Annotated in this window: 19 protein-coding genes; 14 read left to right on the top strand and 5 right to left on the bottom strand. The window is 69.0% G+C overall.

The features are described from left to right. The first annotated feature begins 78 nt into the window (after nucleotides 1–78). On the top strand, nucleotides 79–606 hold the full coding sequence (locus EGT67_RS12250; protein ID WP_127916341.1) for an OsmC family protein: 528 nt from the start codon (nucleotides 79–81) through the stop codon (nucleotides 604–606). A 56-nt stretch (nucleotides 607–662) separates the two neighbouring features. Here EGT67_RS12250 and pdxR read toward each other — a convergent pair whose 3' ends face one another. After that, nucleotides 663–2081 carry a MocR-like pyridoxine biosynthesis transcription factor PdxR gene (pdxR, locus tag EGT67_RS12245; protein WP_127916340.1) on the bottom strand — a complete coding sequence of 473 codons (1419 nt, stop codon included), beginning with the start codon at nucleotides 2079–2081 and terminating at the stop codon, nucleotides 663–665. Between the two features lie 47 nt (nucleotides 2082–2128). On the opposite strand from pdxR, the gene EGT67_RS12240 reads away from it, so the two are divergent. The 13 genes from EGT67_RS12240 (at nucleotide 2129) to EGT67_RS12180 (ending at nucleotide 15286) form a co-directional block, all read left to right on the top strand. Then, nucleotides 2129–2596, top strand: a complete 468-nt coding sequence (locus EGT67_RS12240; protein WP_206612354.1) for a carboxymuconolactone decarboxylase family protein — start codon at nucleotides 2129–2131, stop codon at nucleotides 2594–2596. 48 nt (nucleotides 2597–2644) lie between these two features. Then, nucleotides 2645–3718, top strand: coding sequence for an ATP-dependent DNA ligase (locus tag EGT67_RS12235; protein ID WP_127916338.1), 1074 nt, complete (start codon nucleotides 2645–2647; stop codon nucleotides 3716–3718). Between the two features lie 3 nt (nucleotides 3719–3721). Beyond that, on the top strand, nucleotides 3722–4768 hold the full coding sequence (locus tag EGT67_RS12230) for a DNA polymerase domain-containing protein (RefSeq protein WP_127916337.1): 1047 nt from the start codon (nucleotides 3722–3724) through the stop codon (nucleotides 4766–4768). Nucleotides 4769–4949: 181 nt separating this feature from the next. After that, complete coding sequence (locus tag EGT67_RS12225; RefSeq protein ID WP_241565991.1) at nucleotides 4950–6137, top strand: serine hydrolase domain-containing protein; 1188 nt, start codon at nucleotides 4950–4952, stop codon at nucleotides 6135–6137. A 13-nt stretch (nucleotides 6138–6150) separates the two neighbouring features. Beyond that, a complete protein-coding gene (locus tag EGT67_RS12220) occupies nucleotides 6151–6357 on the top strand; it encodes a dodecin (RefSeq protein WP_127916335.1) in 207 nt (68 codons plus the stop codon). A gap of 158 nt (nucleotides 6358–6515) precedes the next feature. Further along, a complete protein-coding gene (locus EGT67_RS12215) occupies nucleotides 6516–8201 on the top strand; it encodes an FAD-dependent oxidoreductase (protein WP_164877549.1) in 1686 nt (561 codons plus the stop codon). 109 nt (nucleotides 8202–8310) lie between these two features. After that, nucleotides 8311–9327, top strand: coding sequence for a L,D-transpeptidase (locus EGT67_RS12210; protein ID WP_127916333.1), 1017 nt, complete (start codon nucleotides 8311–8313; stop codon nucleotides 9325–9327). Nucleotides 9328–9471: 144 nt separating this feature from the next. After that, nucleotides 9472–10404 carry a carbohydrate ABC transporter permease gene (locus EGT67_RS12205; protein WP_127916332.1) on the top strand — a complete coding sequence of 311 codons (933 nt, stop codon included), beginning with the start codon at nucleotides 9472–9474 and terminating at the stop codon, nucleotides 10402–10404. Continuing rightward, nucleotides 10401–11303 (top strand): carbohydrate ABC transporter permease, encoded by a 903-nt coding sequence (locus tag EGT67_RS12200; RefSeq protein WP_421958120.1) that lies wholly within the window; start codon nucleotides 10401–10403, stop codon nucleotides 11301–11303. Before EGT67_RS12205 ends, EGT67_RS12200 begins: the two co-directional genes overlap by 4 nt. A gap of 33 nt (nucleotides 11304–11336) precedes the next feature. Beyond that, on the top strand, nucleotides 11337–12668 hold the full coding sequence (locus EGT67_RS12195; protein WP_127916331.1) for an ABC transporter substrate-binding protein: 1332 nt from the start codon (nucleotides 11337–11339) through the stop codon (nucleotides 12666–12668). Nucleotides 12669–12689: 21 nt separating this feature from the next. Beyond that, nucleotides 12690–13784: an ABC transporter ATP-binding protein gene (locus EGT67_RS12190; RefSeq protein WP_127916330.1), complete on the top strand. Its 1095-nt coding sequence runs from the start codon at nucleotides 12690–12692 to the stop codon at nucleotides 13782–13784. A gap of 22 nt (nucleotides 13785–13806) precedes the next feature. Further along, nucleotides 13807–14133, top strand: a complete 327-nt coding sequence (locus tag EGT67_RS12185; protein WP_127916329.1) for a YnfA family protein — start codon at nucleotides 13807–13809, stop codon at nucleotides 14131–14133. A gap of 118 nt (nucleotides 14134–14251) precedes the next feature. Beyond that, entirely contained in the window at nucleotides 14252–15286 is a 1035-nt protein-coding gene (locus EGT67_RS12180; protein WP_206612353.1) for a type IV toxin-antitoxin system AbiEi family antitoxin domain-containing protein, read from the top strand. A gap of 36 nt (nucleotides 15287–15322) precedes the next feature. Here EGT67_RS12180 and EGT67_RS12175 read toward each other — a convergent pair whose 3' ends face one another. From EGT67_RS12175 to EGT67_RS12160, 4 genes are all read right to left on the bottom strand, one after another. After that, the gene (locus tag EGT67_RS12175) at nucleotides 15323–17281 is read right to left on the bottom strand and encodes a M13 family metallopeptidase (protein WP_127916327.1); all 1959 of its coding nucleotides are present in this window, start codon (nucleotides 17279–17281) and stop codon (nucleotides 15323–15325) included. 140 nt (nucleotides 17282–17421) lie between these two features. Beyond that, the gene (locus EGT67_RS12170; RefSeq protein WP_127916326.1) at nucleotides 17422–18345 is read right to left on the bottom strand and encodes a PaaI family thioesterase; all 924 of its coding nucleotides are present in this window, start codon (nucleotides 18343–18345) and stop codon (nucleotides 17422–17424) included. A 15-nt stretch (nucleotides 18346–18360) separates the two neighbouring features. Next, a complete protein-coding gene (locus EGT67_RS12165) occupies nucleotides 18361–19296 on the bottom strand; it encodes a PaaI family thioesterase (protein WP_241565988.1) in 936 nt (311 codons plus the stop codon). Nucleotides 19297–19340: 44 nt separating this feature from the next. Continuing rightward, complete coding sequence (locus EGT67_RS12160; protein WP_127916325.1) at nucleotides 19341–20105, bottom strand: pirin family protein; 765 nt, start codon at nucleotides 20103–20105, stop codon at nucleotides 19341–19343. Nucleotides 20106–20117: the final 12 nt, after the last annotated feature.

The raw sequence follows: 20117 nt of genomic DNA, 5'->3' as shown, positions 1-20117 counted from the left end.
CCCGATCCCGCACGACGACCAACTCGCCGCGGCGTCCTCGCGCGCCCGCAACCGAACTCGACAGGATCGGCATCTTCCATGACCACTGCAGCAGTCACGCATCTCTCCGCCATCGTCGCCGCCACCGGCGACGCCGTCGCGAAGGACGAAACCAAGGCGCACGTCGTCTTCCGGGCGAAGGCGCAGGCGCACGACGCCGTCGCCAGCACCGTCTCGCTCGGCAAGTACTCCGTCGAGGTGGACGAGCCGCCGGCCCTCGGCGGCTACAACGCGGCGCCCAACCCGGTCGAGTACTACCTGGCCTCGCTGCTGTCCTGCCACGTCGTCACCTACCGGTTCTGGGCCGAGCGCCTCGGGATCGTGGTCGACGACATCAAGGCCCGCGCCGAGGGTGACCTCGACGTCCGCGGCTTCTTCGGGTTCGACGACGCCGTCCGCCCGGGCTTCGGGGAGGTCCGGGTGGTCGTGACGATCACCGGACCGGAGTCGCGCGAGCGCTACCTGGAACTGCACGCGGCGGCCGAGGCACACTGCCCGGTGCTGGATCTGACGCGCAACCCGACGCCGGTCGTCTCGGTGCTCGAAACGCCCGAGTCGAACGACTGATCGACCGTCGGCGCTGTTCGTCGAACCCGGCGAACAGCGCCGACGTCCGTCCCGGTTCACGGGCGCGGCGGCAGGATCCGACACAGTGCGGCGAGCGCGGGGGCGAGGGCAGGGTCCGACGGCGCCGCATAGCCGACGGCCAGGCCGTCGAAGGCGGTCGCGGCGTCGGGGTGGCGGTAGCCGGCGAGTCCGTCGAGTGCAATTCCCTGCGCTGCAGCGGCTTCCACCGTCGATGCCTCGGTGCCGGGTGGCAGTCGCAGCACGGCGTGCAGTCCCGCGGCGATGCCCGTCGGTTCGATGTGCGGTGCGCGCTCGGCGAGAGCGGCGGCCAGGCGGTTGCGGCGGGCCCGATAGCGCTGACGCATCTGCCGGACGTGCCGGTCGTAGGCCCCGGAGGCGATCAGATCGGCGAAGGTGAGTTGGTCGACCACACCGGTCCACCGTTCGCGCCGGCCCTTGACCTCCAGCACGGCGTCGACCAGCGACTCCGGCAGCACCATCCAGCCCAGGCGTAGGGCGGGCGAGAGGCTCTTGCTGGCCGACCCGACGTAGACGACGTGGTCGGGGTCGAGAGCTTGGACCGCGCCGACCGGTTCGCGGTCGTACCGGAACTCGCCGTCGTAGTCGTCCTCGATCACCGTGCCGCCGCGTCGTCGTGCCCACTCCACCGCTGCGTGGCGGCGCACCGGATCCAGGGGGCCGCCGACCGGGAACTGGTGGGCCGGCGTGAGCAGCGCCGAGCGGACCTCGTCGTGGTCGTCCAGTTCCGATGTCCGGGAGCCGTGTTCGTCCAGGCCCAGTGGCACGGTCGCGACACCCGTGGACGCCAGCAGGGCGCGGTGGAACGCCAGACCGTACGCCTCGACCGCCAGCGTCCCGCGCAGCACACCGCCGCCGAACAGCAGGCGCAGAGCGTCGGAGAACCCGGCGCAGATCACGATGTGCTCGGGCTCGGCCCGCACGCCCCGGGCGCGGGCGAGGTAGTTCGCGAGCGCGGTCCGCAACTCGAGCCGCCCCTGGGGGTCGCCGGGCCCGAAGGCGCTGTTGGGTGCGCCCGTGAGCGCGCGTCGGGTCGAGGTCGCCCATGCCTTCCGCGGGAAGGCGGAGGCGTCGGGCTGTCCCTGCAGGAGATTGTGCTCAGGCGCGGCGGGTGTGGTCGTCGGTCTCCCGGGCGTGCGCGGCCGCGAGAGGGGCGCAGAGCGTTCGGCCACCCGGGTGCCCGAACCCTGCCGCGCGGTGAGCCAGCCCTCAGCGACCAGTTCGGAGTAGGTGGCAGCGACGGTGTTCCGCGCGACGCCGAGGTCTGCCGCGAGCGACCGATAGGGCGGAAGTCCGGTCCCCGGGGCGAGTCGCCCGTCCTGGATCGCGGTGCGTAGTGCCTCCGCGAGAGCTGCTCGGCGCGATCCGGTTCCGGTCAACTCCAGGTGCAGATCGGAGCCGAGTCGTTCGGCGAAATTGACCCATGATTTCGACATCGGAATGCACCTCTCGGGTGGTCTATTCGCTCCCTACCGTAGTGGTCATGACTACTACCGCCGCCCCCCGACTCACCTTCGCCGACGCCGCCCCGAAGGCATTTCGGGCCCTGCTCGGTCTCGACGCCGCGGCCCGCGAGGGCGTCGACCCGGCGCTGATCGAGCTGATCCAGATCCGCTCCTCCCAGCTCAACGGCTGTGCCTACTGCCTGCACATGCACGTGGGTGACGCGCGCGCGGCGGGCGAGGACGAGATGCGCCTGCACATGGTCGCGGTGTGGCGCGAGGCGCGGCACTTCTTCTCCCCGCGCGAACAGGCCGCGCTCGCGCTGACCGAGGCCGTGACGCTGATCGCGGGCGGAGTGCCGGACGCCGTGTATGCCGAGGCGGCGGCGCACTTCGACGAGACGGAGATCGCCCACGTCCTCGCGGTCATCTTCACGATCAACACGTGGAATCGGCTCGCGATCAGCACCGGCAAGATCGCCGGCACCGACGAGCGTCGCCGACCCTGACGGCGAAGCGCAGCGCGAAGACGGCGAACGGGTGCCACTATGGACCCCGTGGATCTCCCGATCGCGCCACCCCTGCAGCCGATGCTGGCCAAGGCCGCATCCGGAGTGCCCGAACAGCCCGCCGGCGAACCCGTGTGGTCGTACGAGCCGAAGTGGGACGGATTCCGTGCCATCGTGTTCCGTGACGGCGACGACGTCGTTTTCGGCTCGCGCGGCGGCAAGGACCTCGCGCGCTACTTCCCGGAGATGGTCGATGCGGTCCGAGCGGAACTGCCGGAACGCTGTGTCATCGACGGCGAACTGGTGGTGCCGCGCGAGATCGGCGGGCGCACCCGGCTGGACTGGGGTTCGCTGTCCGAGCGCATTCATCCCGCCGACAGCAGGGTGAAGTTGCTGGCCGCCGAGACCCCGGCCCAGTTCATCGGGTTCGATCTGCTGGCGCTCGGCGAAGACGACCTCACGAAGCGGGCGTTCGCGGAGCGCCGGGCGGCGTTGCTCGGTGCGATCGGCGGCGGACCGAGCTGTCACGTCACCGCCGCGACGCTCGACGCCGCGACCGCCGAACGCTGGTTCGAGACGTTCGAGGGCGCCGGACTCGACGGCGTGGTCGCCAAGCGGCTCGACGGCCACTATCTGCCGAACAAGCGGGAGATGGTGAAGGTCAAGCACTCTCGGACCGCCGACGTCGTGGCGATCGGATACCGCCCGCACAAGAGTCAGCCGGGCATCGGGTCGATCCTGCTGGGACTCTACGACGACGGCGAACTGCACATGGTCGGGGGAGCGTCGGCGTTCACCGCGAAGCGCCGCGTGGAACTGCTCGCCGAACTCGAACCGCTGCGGGTGGGCGACGACGTCGTCGCCGAGGGCGAGGCCACGCGATGGCGATCGAGCGCCGACCGCAGCTGGATCCCCCTGCGCCCCGAACGGGTGCTCGAGGTGGCCTACGACCAGATGGAGGGCGGGCTCGGGGAACGCGGCAGCCAGGCGGGCGTCCGTTTCCGGCACGCCGCCCGGTTCCTGCGGTGGCGTCCCGACCGGGCGCCGGAATCGTGCACGTTCGAGCAACTCGAGGTCCCGCTGCGCTACGACCTCGCCGACGTACTCACGGGAGAGAGCTGAAACATGGCGGCCACCAAGCGTTCTCCGGCGGAGGAGCTCGACGTCGACGGCGTGGCCGTCCGGCTGTCGAATCCCGACAAGATCTACTACCCGCGGCTCGGTCCCGAGGGCGGCACCAAACGCCACCTCGTCGAGTACTACCTCAAGGTCGCGACCGGCGGTGAGCTGCTGCGGGCGCTGCACGACCGGCCCACGCACCTGCAGCGGTACCCGGACGGGGTCGACGGCGAGGAGATCTACCAGAAGCGGGTGCCGGCCAAGCGGCCCGAACACGTGGCGTCGTGCGAGGTCACGTTCCCGTCCAAGCGCACCGCGGACGTGCTGCGGGTGCGCAGTGCCGCCGACATCGTGTGGGCCGCGAACCTCGGCACCGTCACGTTCCACCCGTGGGCGGTGCGCTGCCCCGACGTCGAGCACCCGGACGAGCTGCGGATCGATTTCGATCCGCAGCCCGGCACCGACTTCGACGACGCCCGCCGTGTCGCGCTGGACGTCATGCAACCGCTGCTCGACGAACTCGGGCTGATCGGGTTCCCGAAGACGTCGGGCGGTCGCGGCCTGCACGTCTACATCCGGATCGAGCCGCGCTGGGACTTCGTCGAGGTGCGTCGCGCCGGAATCGCGCTGTGCCGGGAGATCGAGCGGCGCAGCGGCGACCGGGCCACCACCCACTGGTGGAAGGAGGAGCGCGGCAAGCGCATCTTCCTCGACTTCAACCAGAACGCCCGCGACAAGACGATCGCGTCGGCCTACTCGGCGCGCAACACCCCGATCGCGACCGTCTCGACCCCGGTGACCTGGGAGGAACTCGCGTCCGTCGAACCCGACGACTTCACGATCGCGACCGTTCCCGCGCTGCTCGCCGGCCGTCCCGACCCGATGGCGACGCTCGACGACGTCGCGCACTCGCTCGACGTCCTGCTCGAGATGGCCGAGCGGGACGCCGCCGCCGGACTGGGGGATCTGCCGTACCCGCCGAACCATCCGAAGATGCCCGGAGAGCCCAAACGGGTGCAGCCGAGCCGCGACCGGGACCGTAAGGAGAGCTGAGTCGGTCACCTGACCAGGCCGGACGACGGTCCGATAATTGACGTATGTCGATTTCGCCCCGCGGTGGCCCCTTCCGGTCGTAGGCTGCGGCAATCACAATGGTGGGGGAGCGGGATCGGAGGCCGCCATGACCGTTCAGGTCGAACATGGAAGCGTGTCGCGGGTTGCGACCCCCGAGCGGATGCCTGTCGTACCGGCATTCACGTCGGCACCTACCGAGATGGTGGTCGATCCCCGGTTCCTTCCGCTCGCGGACCGGTTCTTCTCGATGTATCGCCACCCGCACAACGGCGGTGGCGGGCTGGTCGCGTACGTGCACGGCGAGAAGGTCCTCGACATCTGGGCCGGGTACGCCGACCGGGAGCGCCGCTGGAACGGTGACACGGTCGCGCTGTCGTTCTCCACCGGCAAGGGCGTCGCGAGCACCGTCACGCACCGTCTGGCCGAGCGCGGGATCATCGACTACGACGCTCCGGTCGCCGCGTACTGGCCGGAGTTCGCGGCCGCGGGCAAGGAGTCCATCACCGTCCGGGACGTGCTGACCCATCGCACGGGTCTGCACAAAGTCCGCGGACTGGTGCCGGGCCGGTTCGGCCTGCTCGACTACGACACCGTCATCGATGCGCTCGCGGCGGCTGCGCCCGACCGTCGCCGGCTGCGTGGACCCGGATACCACGCGGTCACCTACGGCTGGCTGATCGCCGAGACGGTGTCGCGTGCCACCGGCAAGCCGTTCACACAGATCGTCCGCGAGGAGATCGCCGAACCGCTCGGCGCCGACGAATTCTGGTACGAGGTGCCCGCCGACCAGAAGCGTCGGATCGCGAAGCTGTTCCCGCACATCAACCCCGGTGGACTGGACTGGCGACTCACGTCCGCCGTGCTCGCCCACATGGGACCGCTGCGCGGGCTCGCGGAGGCTGCGATGCCCGACGGGTTCGACGAACTGGTCCGCAACCCGGCCGTGCACGACGCCGTGATGCCGGGGTGGAACGGCGTGTTCAGTGCCCGCTCCCTCGCGCGCATGTACGCCGCGATCGCGAACGGCGGTGTCATCGACGGCACCCGGTTCCTGCAGCCGGAGACCCTCGAGCAGATGGGCGCGGTGCAGACCCGCGACCGCGACTACGTGCTGGGCATCAAGCTCGCGTGGCGCCTCGGTTACCACCCGCCGATCCTGGCCAGCCGCGTCCAGCCCACGCGCGGGCTCGGCCACTACGGCGTGGGCGGCTCCGGTGCGTACGCCGACCCGGAGACCGGCCTCGCGCTCGCGTTCGTGACCAACCGGCTCGGTAATGCCGTCACCGCACTCGGTGACCTGCGACTGGCCCGGCTCGGCGCCGAGGCCCAGGAGATCGTGCGTTCGTGAGGGAGGTCTGCCGATGAGCAACCACGTCTACCGGGTGATCAAGGTCGTCGGGTCGTCGACACAGGGTGTCGACGCCGCGATCGCCAATGCCATCGACCGCGCGAGCCAGACGATGCACAATCTCGACTGGTTCGAGGTGGTCGAGACCCGCGGCCACATCGAGGACGGATCCGTCGCCCACACGCAGGTGACGCTCGAGGTCGGGTTCCGGCTCGACTAGGTCGGCGCTCCGGACCGCTCCGGACCGCTCCGGACCGCTCCGGACATGGTGGGCCGAAAGTCCCTTTGTGCACTGATCCTCGACCGAAACTGGAACACGTTATAGTCTTGTGCCGAGAACGACAGTCTCGGTGGTGTACTCACAGGTAGGGAAGAACTGTGGCTTATGTGATTACGCAGGCGTGCTGCAATGATGCCTCGTGCGTGGATGTTTGTCCTGTCAACTGCATTCATCCGACGCCGGACGAGCCGGAGTTCGCGACCACGGAGATGCTCTACATCGATCCGCAGACGTGCATCGACTGCGGCGCGTGCGTCGACGAGTGCCCGGTCGACGCGATCTTCGGCGACAACGAACTGAGCGAGGCCCACGCGGTCTACGCCGATATCAACGCCGCCTACTTCGAAAAGCACCCGATCGGCCCCGACTGGCCCGAACTGGCCGAGCCGCGTTCGCTCAGTGCCGATCTGGGTACGCTGCGCGTCGCGATCGTCGGCTCCGGGCCGGCCGCGTGCTACGCCGCGATCGAACTGACGTCGCGCCCGCGCGTCGAGGTCGACATGTTCGACCGCCTTCCCACCCCGTACGGACTGGTCCGTGCCGGCGTCGCCCCCGACCATCCCGGCACCAAGGGCGTGGCCGACGTCTTCCGCTCGGCGCTGAGCAAGCGTTCCGTCCAGTGCCACTTCAACGTCGAGATCGGTGAGCACGTCAGCCACGACGAGCTGCTGCAGCACCACCACGCGGTTATCTACGCGGTCGGCGCCGCCAGCGATCGCCACCTCGGGGTCCCCGGCGAGGACCTGCCCGGCTCGCACGCCGCCACCGAGTTCGTGGCCTGGTACAACGGCCACCCCGACTACGCGGACCGTACGTTCGACCTCTCGGGTGAGCGCGCCGTCATCGTCGGCAACGGCAACGTCGCGCTCGACGTCGCCCGCATCCTCGTCACCGACCCGGACGAGCTCGCCAAGACGGACATCGCCGCGCACGCCATCGAGGCGCTGCGCCGCAGCAACATCCGCGAGGTGGTCATCGTCGGGCGCCGCGGACCGGCCCAGGCCGCGTACACCAACCCCGAGCTGATCGCGCTCGGCCAGATGGCCGACGTCGACATCGTCGTCGACCCCGACGAGGCGATCCTCGACCCGGCCAGCCGGGCGTGGATCGACGGCCCCGACTCGGAACCGTCCGAGAAGCTCAAGGTGCGTCAGGTCGAGGAGTTCGCCAAGCGGACCGCCACCGACGGCCGCAAGCGGATCGTGTTGCGCTACCTCGCCTCGCCCGAGGAGATCCTCGGTGGCGAGCGTGTCGAGGGCGTCCGTCTCGTGCGCAACGAGCTCGTCGCCGACGAGTCCGGCAAGCTGAGCGCCCGCCCCACCGACCGGACCGACACCCTCGAGACCGGTCTGGTGCTCCGCTCGATCGGCTACAAGGGTGTGCCGGTCGCGGATCTCCCGTTCGACGATCGTCGCGGTGTCATCCCGAACGAGAACGGTCGCGTCATCGACCCCGAGTCCGGTTCCCCGGTCCCCGGCGTCTACGTCGCGGGATGGATCAAGCGCGGCCCCACCGGTGTCATCGGCACCAACAAGCACTGCTCCGCGGCCACCGTGGACCTGCTCCTGGCCGATTTCGCGGCCGGCCTGCTCACGCAGCCCGGCCACGACGGTGAGCACCTCGCGCAGCTGGTCGGCGAGCGTCAGCCGGAGGCCATCGACTTCCAGGGCTGGCAGCGCATCGACAAGAAGGAGCGGGTGCTCGGCGCCGAGGACGGGCGTCTGCGCACCAAGATTGTCGATCTCGCGGCGATGCTCGACGCGGCCCGCGGCGAAGCGGGCTGACGCACGTCACACCGGCTCGAGGTTGTCGGTCGGCTGTCCAGTCTGTCTAATGGGACAAACGGGGCAGCAGCCCACCGCGGTGGGCTCGCGCGTAAGAAGGGGTACGCACATGACCGACACATCGACCGCCACCTCCGGCCGGGGGCGCCGCTTGTTCACCCGCGCGGCGGCGCTCGCGGTGACCGCTGCCGCCGCCGGTGCCGTTCTCTCGGCCCCGGCGCAGGCGGCGCCGCTGTTCCCGGGTGGTTCGGTGGAGATCCCGGACATCCAGGTGCCGACGCCGCCGATGCAGCTTCCGTCCGGATTCCAGTTGCCGACGCTGCCGCCGGTGCAGCTTCCGCCCGGGTTCGAGTTGCCGCCGCAGATCCAGGCCGCGCTGCCCGCCGGATCGGTGGCGCCGGCGCTCGCACCGATCGGTCCGGCCAACTTCACGGCCCCCTCGCTGAACCCGGCACCGGGCGAGGTGGTGGGCGTCGCGCAGCCGATCATCGTCGGCTTCGACAAGCCGATCGGGGATCGCGGCGTCGCCGAGCGGGCCATCCGCGTCACCACCGACCCCCCGGTCACGGGGAGCTTCTACTGGATCAACGACCGACAGGTCCGGTGGAAGCCCGACGAGTTCTGGCCGGCCAACACCCAGGTGACCGTCGACGCCGGCGACTCGCACTCGACGTTCTCGATCGGCGACGCGCTCGTGACCTACGCCGACGACAACACCAAGCAGATCACCGTCTACCGCAACGGCGAGATGGTCAAGACGATGCCGACGTCGCTCGGCAAGCCCGGCCACGGGACTCCCAACGGCACGTACATCGTGGGCGAGAAGTACCGCGACATGTACATGGACTCGTCGACGTACGGTGTCCCGATCGACGATCCCGAGGGCTACCGGACGTACGTCGAGTACGCGACGCGCATCTCCTACAGCGGCATCTTCGTCCACGCCGCCCCGTGGTCGGTCGCGGAGCAGGGCCACACCAACGTCAGTCACGGCTGCCTCAACGTCAGCACCGAGGACGGCAAGTGGTTCTACGAGAACGCCAAGAAGGGTGACCCGGTGATCGTCCAGAACACCGCCGGCGGAATCCTCAGCGGCACCGACGGCCTCGGCGACTGGAACCGCTGACCTGCACTGAGGCGAGAACACGGCGCTGCGCGAGAACGACTCGCGTAGCGCCGTTTTCGTATCCGGACGCATCGACCCGAGACGTTCAGGCCGCGTGTCGCGTGTATTCACCCGGTATTCGAAGTCACCGGCGACACTTCGGCCGTGACATCGAGCCCGGAGAGAACGCTCCCGCAGCAGTCCGTCCGCGGCCTGCGCGGCCGCCCATGGCGCGACTACGCGCTGTTCGTGGCCCTGGTCGGCCCCAACCTGGTGCTGCTGTCCCTGTTCACGTATCGACCGCTCGTGGACAACATCCGGCTCTCGTTCTTCGACTGGAACATCGCCGATCCGGTGGCGACCTTCATCGGTTTCGACAACTACCGGGAATGGTGGAGTCGCGACGACACGTGGCAGATCGTCACCAACACGGTGGTGTTCACCCTCGCGACGGTGGTCGGATCGATGGTGCTCGGTCTGGGTCTGGCGCTGCTGCTCGACCGCAAGCTCGTGGGGCGCAACCTCGTTCGGTCGGCGATCTTCGCGCCGTTCGTGATCTCCGGGGCTGCGATCGGTGTGGCGTTCCAGTTCGTGTTCGACCCCAGGTTCGGGCTTGTCCAGGACCTGCTGCACCGCGTCGGCGTCACCTCGGTCCCGGACTTCTACCAGGAGCCCGGGTGGGCGCTGTTCATGGTGACGGTCACGTACATGTGGAAGAACCTGGGCTACACCTTCGTCATCTACCTGGCCGCGCTGCAGGGTCTGCGCCCGGAGTTGTCGGAGGCGGCCGCCATCGACGGCGCGAGCAGGTGGACCCGCTTCCGTCGAGTCCTGTTGCCGCAGTTGCGCCCCACCACCTTCTTCCTCTCGATCACCGTGATGCTCAACTCGCTGCAGGTGTTCGACATCATCAACGTCATGACGCGTGGCGGCCCGCTCGGGACCGGGACCACGACGATGGTCTACCAGGTCTACAACGAATCGTTCCGCAACTTCCGGGCCGGCTACGGCGCGACCGTCGCCACGATCATGTTCCTGGTGCTGCTCGCCGTCACCGTCTACCAGGTGCGGGTCATGGATCGGGGTGAGCAGGCGTGACGACCGTCGAACGGCGCTCCGTCGTCGGGGCGCTCCCCACCGAGATCGTCCCTCCCGACGCGCGTGCGCAGCGTCGACGCGAGCGCATGCTGAAGGTGTTCGGCTACCTGGCGATGGCGTGTGCGCTGGTGATGGTGGCGCTGCCGCTGTACTGGATCGTCATGACGTCCTTCAAGGATCGGCCCGACATCTACACCCAGCCGGTCACGTGGTGGCCGAGCTCCTTCCACCCCGAGAACTACACCGAGGCGGTCACCTCGGTGCCCTTCACCACGTTCCTCCGGAACTCGGTGATCATCACGACGGCGCTGGCGGCGATCAAGTTCGTGCTCGGTGTGCTCAGCGCCTACGGTCTGGTGTTCCTGCGCTTCCCCGGCAAGAACGTCGTGTTCCTGACCATCATCGCGGCGCTCATGGTCCCGAACCAGATCACGGTGATCTCGAACTATGCGCTGGTCGCGGAGTGGGGATGGCGAAACACCTTCCAGGGCATCGTCATTCCCCTCGCCGGCGTCGCCTTCGGGACATTCCTGATGCGCAACCACTTCCTGTCGATCCCGGCGGAGATCATCGAGGCCGCCCGGATGGACGGCGCGGGGCACTTCCGGTTGCTGTGGCGGGTCGTGCTGCCGGTGTCGGGGCCGACGATGGTCGCCTTCGCGATCATCACGGTCGTCAACGAGTGGAACGAGTACCTCTGGCCGTTTCTGATGTCCGACGACGCATCGGTGGCGCCGCTGCCGATCGGGCTGACCCAGTTGCAGAACAACGACGGTCTCACCAACTGGGGTCCGGTCATGGCCGGCACCGTGCTGACGATGCTGCCGATCCTCGTGATCTTCCTTCTCCTGCAACGACACATGATCAAGGGCCTCACCTCCGGTGCGGTCAAGGGCTGACTTTTCGAACCATGCATGAAAGGCACTGACGAAATGGCACACATCAATCGCCGTGGGTTCCTCGGACTGACCGGGGCGCTCGCGGCCGGGGCCGCGCTGACCGCATGCGCAGGTTCGGGATCGGGCTCCGGCTCGTCGACCTCGAGCGCGTCCGGCTCCGGTGGCTCGAACACGATCACGTTCTGGTCCAATCATCCCGGCAAGTCGCAGGACGTCGAGCGGGAACTGATCAAGCGCTTCGAGGCGAAGTACCCCGACCTGAAGGTCGACCTGGTGGACGGCGGCAAGAACTACGAGGAGGTCTCGCAGAAGTTCAATGCCGCGCTCTCCGGTGGGGCATTGCCGGATGTGGTTGTGCTGTCCGACGTCTGGTGGTTCAACTACGCGCTGACCGGTGCGATCGAGCCGCTCGATCCGCTCTTCGGCGAGGTGGGCGTCAACGCGTCCGACTACGTCGACTCGCTGCTCGCCGACTACGTGTTCCAGGGCAAGCACTTCGCGCTTCCGTACGCCCGCTCGACCCCGATCTTCTACTACAACAAGCAGATCTGGGCGCAGGCCGGGCTGCCCGACCGCGGCCCCGCGACGTGGCAGGAGTTCGATCAGTGGGGTCCCGAACTGCAGCGCGTCGTCGGTGACGGCAAGCTCGCGCACGGCTGGGGCAACGCCAAGAACTACCTGGGTTGGACCTACGAAGGCCCGATCTGGACCTTCGGCGGCGCGTACTCCGACCAGTGGACGCTGAAGTTCGACGACCCCAAGACGATCGAGGCCGGCAACTTCCTGCGCGACATGGTCTTCCAGAAGAAGTACGCGGCGGTGTCGAGCGACATCGCGAACGAGTTCGGCGCCGGGATCCTGGCCTCGACGATCGCGTCGACCGGAGACCTGTCCGGCATCACGAAGTCCGCGGCATTCGACTTCGGCACCGCGTTCCTGCCGACGTCGGACGGCCGTCCGGGCTGCCCGACGGGTGGTGCCGGGCTCGCGATCCCGTCGCGCATCTCCGACGAGCGCAAGAAGAACGCGCTGAAGTTCATCGACTTCATCACCAATGCCGAGAACACGTCGTACTTCTCGCAGAACGTCGGCTACATGCCGGTCCGCAAGTCTGCGGTGGAAGTGCCGTCGATGAAGGCGTTCCTGGATGCGAACCCCAACTCCCGCACGGCCGTCGAGCAGCTGGCCCACACCCGCTCGCAGGACTACGCCCGCGTCTTCGTTCCGGGCGGCGACCAGGTGATCGGCACCGGGCTCGAGCAGATCGCGCTGCAGAACGCCGACGTGAAGGCGACGTTCGCGTCCGTCGCGTCGCAACTGCAGCAGACGATCGATCGACAGATCGCCCCGAAGCTGCCCCAGTAGCAGGACCACAGAAGGAAAACCATGGCACACGTGCAGTTCTCGTCGGTCACCCACCGCTACCCGGGCGGCGAGCGACCGGCCGTCGACCGGCTCGATCTCGACATCGCCGACGGCGAGTTCGTCGTCCTCGTCGGGCCGTCCGGGTGCGGAAAGTCCACGAGCCTGCGGATGCTCGCCGGTCTCGAATCCGTCGAGACCGGCCACATCCGCATCGGGGGAGCGGACGTCACAGGCGTGCCGCCGAAGGCGCGCGATGTCGCCATGGTCTTCCAGAACTACGCGCTCTACCCCAACATGACGGTGGCCGAGAACATGGGCTTCGCCCTGCGCAACGCCGGCGTGAACAAGACCGATCGCACCGCGCGCGTCCTCGAGGCCGCGCGGATGCTCGAACTCGAGCCACTGCTGGATCGCAAGCCCGCCAAGCTGTCCGGCGGACAACGGCAGCGCGTCGCGATGGGACGGGCGATCGTCCGGCATCCCGCAGTGTTCTGCATGGACGAACCGCTCTCCAACCTCGACGCGAAGCTCCGGGTGAGCACGCGTGCCCAGATCTCCGGTCTGCAGCGGCGTTTGGGCACCACGACCGTCTACGTCACGCACGACCAGGTCGAGGCGATGACCATGGGGGACCGGGTGGCGGTGATGCGGGACGGCCGGCTGCAGCAGATCGCGCGTCCGCGCGAACTGTACGACGATCCGGTCAACACGTTCGTCGCGGGATTCATCGGCTCACCCGGGATGAGCCTGCTCGAGGCGCGGGTGGAGGGTTCGACCGCGGTGCTGGGCGAGCTGCGGGTGCCCCTGCCGGCGTCGGCGCGCCGGGAGGAACGCGTCGTGGTCGGGGTTCGCCCGGAGTCGTGGACCCTGGTGGGGGAGTGGCGCAAGGGCGCGCTCACGGTGGTCGCCGAGCTGTTCGAGGAACTCGGCGCCGAATCGTTCGTCCACGCGGTCAAGGCCGACCCGACGGACGGCACGTGGACCAGCCGCGGCGGCCGGGTGGTGATTCGCGTCGACCGGAAGGTGTCGGTGCGTCCCGGTGACGAGCTGCACCTGCTGCCGAAGCTCGACGAGATCCGGTTCTTCTCGGCGTACTCGGACGAGCGGCTGCGGTGACCGCTCCCGCATAATCCGTGTCATGACCGTGACACGCTCGATCCTGCTGTTCGTCCTGGCCGCGCTGTTCGAGATCGGCGGCGCCTGGCTGGTGTGGCAGGGCGTGCGCGAGCACCGCGGCTGGCTGTGGGTCGGTGCCGGGATGATCGCACTCGGCGTCTACGGCCTGGTCGCGACGATGCAGCCCGACGCCAACTTCGGACGCATCCTCGCCGCCTACGGCGGTGTGTTCGTGGCGGGTTCGCTGCTGTGGGCGGTCGTGATGGACGGCTTCCGCCCCGACCGGTACGACATCATCGGTGCGGTCATCTGCCTGTGCGGGGTCGGCGTCATCATGTACGCGCGATAGGCGCTCCGCGCCCGTGCGCCTTTTTGGTAGCTGGGACTACCAAAAAGGCGCACAGGGGTTGTGGATAACTTCGCGATCCCGACCGGAACATGTCGTGGCCTCGACGAACGATCCGGTCATGACGGATATCGAGCAATCCGACCTTCGACGACTCGTAGACGACCAATGTGGGATGGTCACCCAGAGTCAGATCGCCGCCCTGGGTTACGGCCGCGGACGCGTCCGGCACCTCCTGGACACCGGGCGGTGGCGTCGCGTCCTACACGGCGTCTACGCCGTGACGAACGGGCCGTTGACTCGCGAGATGGCACTCGCTGCCGCATTGCTGTACGGCGGCGATCACGCGATGCTCAGCCATCGGACGGCTGCCGAGGAGTGGGGAATGTTCCGGGTCGACGAGAGCGCGCCGGTACACGTGACGGTGCCGTACGGAAAGTCCTCTCGACCGCAGACGGCAACCGCGATGCTGCCGGCGCGGGCGTCCGCGCACCCCGTCCTGCGGCCCGGATCGATCCTTCACCCCGGCGTCGTGGTGCACCGTTCTCGCGCGCACCGGCACATCGGCGTCGACGCGTCGAACCCGAGGACGTCGAAAGCGGACACCGCTCTCGACGTTGCGGTGGCCGAGCCGACGGCGCGCCTGGCCTACGTCTCGTTGATAACGACGGTCACCAATTCACGAATCAGGTTGGCCGACATTCGACAACGGATGGTCGAGCGGAGTCCGCGTCGCTACCGTCGCGCGCTCGAGGACGCGATCGGTCTACTCGCGGACGGTGTGCAATCGGTGCTCGAGTACCACTACGCGATCGATGTCGAGCAGGCTCACGGATTGCCGCCGGCCCACCGCCAGGGTCCGGTGATAGTGGATGGCCGCACCCTTTACGAGGATGTCGATTATTCCGAATGCGGTGTGCCGCTGATCGTGCGACTCGACGGTCGCTGGGCGCACTCGATGCGCGAGGTCCAGTTCCGGGACCGTAGACGCGACAACGCCGCCGAACTAGCCGATCGCCCGCGCCTGGTCTACGGGATGGATGAGGTCGGCGGCATGCCGTGCGTCGTCGCCCGCGAGGTCGAGTCCGTTCTCACTCGGGAGGGTTGGAAGCGCGACGGCGCCGGGCGCTGTCGCGCCTGTGCGCCTTTTTGGTAGTGACCACTACCAAAAAGGCGCACGGGCGGGGAGCGCCTACCAGATCTTGACGCGCTTTTCGGGCTCCAGGTACAGGGCGTCGCCCGGTTCGACCCCGAACGCGTCGTGGAAGCTGTCCAGGTTGCGGATCACGCCGTTGCAGCGGAACTCCGGCGGCGAGTGCGGGTCGACGGCGAGGCGTCGGATGGCCTCTTCCTTGCGGGCCTTGGTCCGCCACACCTGCGCCCAGCCGAAGAACACGCGCTGCAGGCCGGTCAGTTCGTCGAGCACCGGAGCCTCGGTGCCCTCGGTCGCGATGCGGTACGCCTCGAGCGCGATCGACAGGCCGCCCAGGTCGCCGATGTTCTCACCGATCGTGAACTCGCCGTTGACGTGATGTCCCGGCAGGTCCTTGGGCTCGAAGTCGTTGTACTGCTCGATGAGCGCCTTGGTCCGCTTGCCGAACTCGGTGCGGTCGCCGTCGGTCCACCAGTCGACCATGTTGCCGTCGCCGTCGTACTTGGCGCCCTGGTCGTCGAAGCCGTGGCCGATCTCGTGGCCGATGACCGCGCCGATGCCGCCGTAGTTTGCGGCGTCGTCGGCCTCCGCGTCGAAGAACGGGGGCTGCAGAATCGCTGCGGGGAAGACGATCTCGTTCATGCCCGGGTTGTAGTACGCGTTGACGGTCTGCGGGGTCATGAACCACTCGTCGCGGTCCACCGGACCGCCCAGCTTGGCGATGTCGCGGTCGTGGTCGGCGGCGTAGCCGCTGCGGTAGTTGCCGACCAGGTCGGCCGGGTCGATCTCGACGGCCGAGTAGTCCCGCCACTTGTCCGGGTAACCGATCTTCGGGGTGAACTTCTCGAGCTTCGCGAGGGCGGCCTGCCGGGTCTCCGGGCTCATCCACTCGAGGTCGGAGATGTTGCGGCGGTACGCCTCCTGCAGGTTCGCGACCAGCACCTGCATGCGCGCCTTGGACTCCGGCGGGAAGTGCCGCTCGACGTACAGCTTGCCGACGGCCTCGCCGAGCAGGTCCTGCACCAGCGAGACGCCGCGCTTCCACCGCTCGCGGTTCTCCTGGGTGCCGCTGAGGGTCTTGCCGAAGAACGCGAAGTCCTCCGCGACGATCGCCTCGGTCAGGTACGGCGCCCGCGAGTGCAGGATCCGCCACGTGGCCCAGGCCTTCCAGTCCTCGATCGGGCGCGACGTCCACAACTCGGTGAACGACTCGACGAACGTCGGCTGGCGCACCACGATCTCGGCGAGCTGCTCGGGGGTGGCCTCCAGGCCGGAAATCCAAGCGGCCCAGTCGAACCCGCCGCGACTGGACTGCAGGTCGTCCAGCGTCACCAGGTTGTAGCTCAGCTCGGCGTCGCGGCGCTTGACGACGTCCCAGTGGCCCGCGGCGATCGCCGTCTCGAGGTCGAACACGCGCTGCGCGTCGTACTCGATCCCGGCCAGCTCGAACATCTTCCGGATGTGCGCGAGGTACGCCTCGCGGACCTCGGCGTAGTTGTCCTCGCGGTAGTACGACTCGTCCGGCAGGCCGATGCCGGACTGGCTGAAGTGCACCAGGTACCGCGCCGAGTTCTTGGCGTCGGTGTCGACGTACTGCATGACGGCGCCGCCGACACCGGTGCGCTGCAGGCGTCCGACGATCCCGGCCAGCTCGCTCCGATCCGTGGCGTTCGCGACGGCGGCGAGTTCCTCGGCGATCGGAGACAGCCCGGCGGCCTCGACGGCGTCGGCGTCCATGAAGCTCGAGTACAGGTCGCCGATCTTCTGGGCGTCGGTGCCGTGCGCCGCACCGGACTCGGACGCCTCCTGGATCAGCGTCTTCACGTCCTCCTCGGCCTTGTCGTACAGCGTGCGGAACGCGCCGTCCACCGCGCGGTCGGCCGGGATCTCGTACTCGTCCAGCCACTTGCCGTTGACGTGCACGAACAGGTCGTCCTGGGGGCGGACGCCCGGGTCGAGATGGGTGAGGTCGATGCCGGAATGCTGCGCAGTCGTCATCGCTCCATCTTTACACCGACTCGGCCGGGGCGTCCGGTCCTCGGCCACACCCCCGCAGCGAACGATGCGAGGACCATCGTGGTCGAGCGCGCTCCGGTGTCCCTGGACGTCGGCTGTGAATCGCCTCCGCGGGATCCGGATCAGAACAGTTGGGCGCTCGCGGCCGCGCGGATCAGCACCTGCCCGGACGCGTCGACGAGGCGGGACTCGATGAGCGCCAGCCGTCGTCCGGCGCGGACGACCTCCGCCTCGGCCCGGATGTCGGGGCCGTCGGTGGCGGGGGAGCGGACGAAGTCGATGCGCAGGTCCAGGATCCGGTACTGCTGGTCGACCGCGGTGAGGGTCTGGGCGACAAGGCCGTTGACCAGGTCGGCCGCGGTGATCAGGATGCCGCCCTGGATCGAACCCAGGTAGTTGCTCATCCAGTCCTGCGGCGCGAACGTCGCGGTGACGCTGCCCCGCTCGACATCGGTGAGGCGGACGTCGAGCAGCCCGGCGAGGGGGCCGCGCGCGATCCGCTCCGACGCGATGCCGTCGACGATGTCCAGGCCGGCACGTCCGGCCAGTTCGTCCGGTGCCGCGCACGGCTCGGGCGCGGGCACGGGGAGGCGTTCGCCGCTGAGCACCGCGTCGGCGTTCGCGCGGGGACGGGTGACGAAGACGCCGCGCGACTGCAGGACCGCGACGGTGTTGCCGTCGCCGTCGCGCATGGCACCGGCCGCGAGTCCGATGCCGGCGTCGAAGTCGAGGTCGACGACGTCACCGGTCGAGACGACCGTTCCGTGCGCCGGCATCGGCGCGGCCAGCGTCGCGGAGATCTGCGACAGCACCATGCCGGCGTCGGCGGGCACCGAGTTGCCGAGCGCGCCGCCCGGGCAGGCGTCGGCGAGCACACCGACCGAGCCGAGGATCGTCCGCCCACGGTGGTCGTGGAAGCGGTCGCCGACTTCCTGGGCGAGCACGAGATGTCCGGGCCGGATCTCCCGCGCCCCGACTCCCATGAACAGGTTGAGCCGGTCGACCAGCTCGGGCGCAGTGCGCGGATCAGCGGCGGTATCGGTCACCGGTCTTGTGTACCACTACCGTCCGGCGCCACCGAACGGCTGTCCCAGCTGGGCGCTCGCGCGGGCGGAAACCAGCAGGTGCCCGTCCGCCCCGGTCAGCCGCGTCTCGATCAGGGCGAGGCGGCGCCCGGCACGGACCACTTCGGACTCCACCCGGATCGGGGGGCCGTCGACGGCGGGCGAGCGGACGAGGTCGAGGTGGGCGTCGAGCGTCCGGAAGGTGTCGCCGGGTTCGGTGAGCGTCTGCGCGGCCAGGCCGGACGCGAGATCCGCCACCGCCAACAGGACGCCACCCTGCACGGTGCCGATCTCGTTGCTCATCCATGCCTGCGGCGTCATCCGGGCGGTGACGGTGCCCCGCGTCGCCGCGTCCACCGTCAGGTCCACGAGACCGGCGAGCGGTCCGCGGCGCACGCTGCCGGCGGCCATCGCCTCGAGGATCGCCAGTCCGGGCATCGCCGCGAGGACGTCGGCGGCAGTGACCACCTCGGGTTCCGGGACGACGAGTTCGGCGGCGGGGCCGTAGTGCAGTTCGACCCGGGACGGCCGCGAGACGACGAAACTACGGGCGCGCAGCAGCGCGGCGACCCGGCCGTGCGGATCGCGGATGTCGCCGACGGTGATGCCGGTGCCCGCGTCGAGGTCGAGGTGGGTGGTCGATGCGGCCGCCGTGACGGCGCCGACAGCGGGCAGTGGCGCCGCGGCCGTCGCCGTCAGCTGGGAGACCACGGTGCGACTGCCCGGCGGCACGGAGGCGTAGAACGCGCCGGCGACGGCGTCGTCGGCGACCACGCCCACCGATCCGAGCGTCGTCAGCCCGCGGTGGTCGTGGAACTGCGGGCCGACGGACTGCTCGAAGCGGGCGCCCGACGCGTTCATCGAGAGGGTGCGGACCCCCATCACGGTGTTGAGCGGGTCGATGCCGCGGGGTGCGACCGGTACGGAAGTCATGCCTCCTGGCTAGCAGGTGGAGGCGCGGCGCCGCGCCTCGTCTCTCACCCGCCGAGACGTGCGTGCATCTCCCACACCAGGATCTCGGCGCCCGTCTCGGTGGTGACAGTCTGACCGCCGGACGCGCTGACGCGGACCGCGTCCCCCTCGTACAGCGTCCCGACGCCCTCCATCTCGGCGGTGCCCTGGGCGACGAACACGTGCACGAACGGGGCCTCGGGGATGCGCACCGGCCGGCCCGGCTGGAGACGGGCGGCGTGCAGCGACGCGTACTTGTTCTTGATGCGGATCGCGGCGTGGTCCCGGTGCTGCGGCATGCCCGATGCGACGGGCACCAGCCCGCCGGTCAGCAGTTCGTCGTCGATCTCGAGCTGCTCGTAGCCGGGGGTGATGCCGGCCTCGTCCGGGACGACCCACATCTGGATGAAGTGGACGGGGTCGGTGTGCTCGTCGCCCTGCAACCGCCACGAGTCGTTCTTCTCCGAGTGCAGGATCCCGGTGCCCGCGCTCATCCGCTGGGCGAGACCCGGATAGATCACTCCGGAGTGCCCGATGGAGTCCTGGTGCACCAGCGAACCCTGGAGCACCCAGGTCACGATCTCCATATCCTTGTGGGGATGGGTGTCGAAGCCCTGGCCGGGCTGGACGATGTCGTCGTTGTTGACGAGGAGCAACCCGTGGTGGGTGTTGTCCGGGTCGTAGTGATGGCCGAACGAGAACGAGTGCTTCGAGTCCAGCCACGGGATGCGGGTCTTCAAACGATCACCCGCACGGTGGACGTCGATGTGGGGAGTGGTGAGAGCTGGCATGCGGTCCTCCTC

Source organism: Prescottella agglutinans (assembly GCF_004011865.1).
Classification (GTDB): Bacteria; Actinomycetota; Actinomycetes; order Mycobacteriales; family Mycobacteriaceae; genus Prescottella; species Prescottella agglutinans.
Note: the sequence above shows the minus strand (reverse complement) of the source record. Positions and strands in the feature narration are given on the sequence as shown.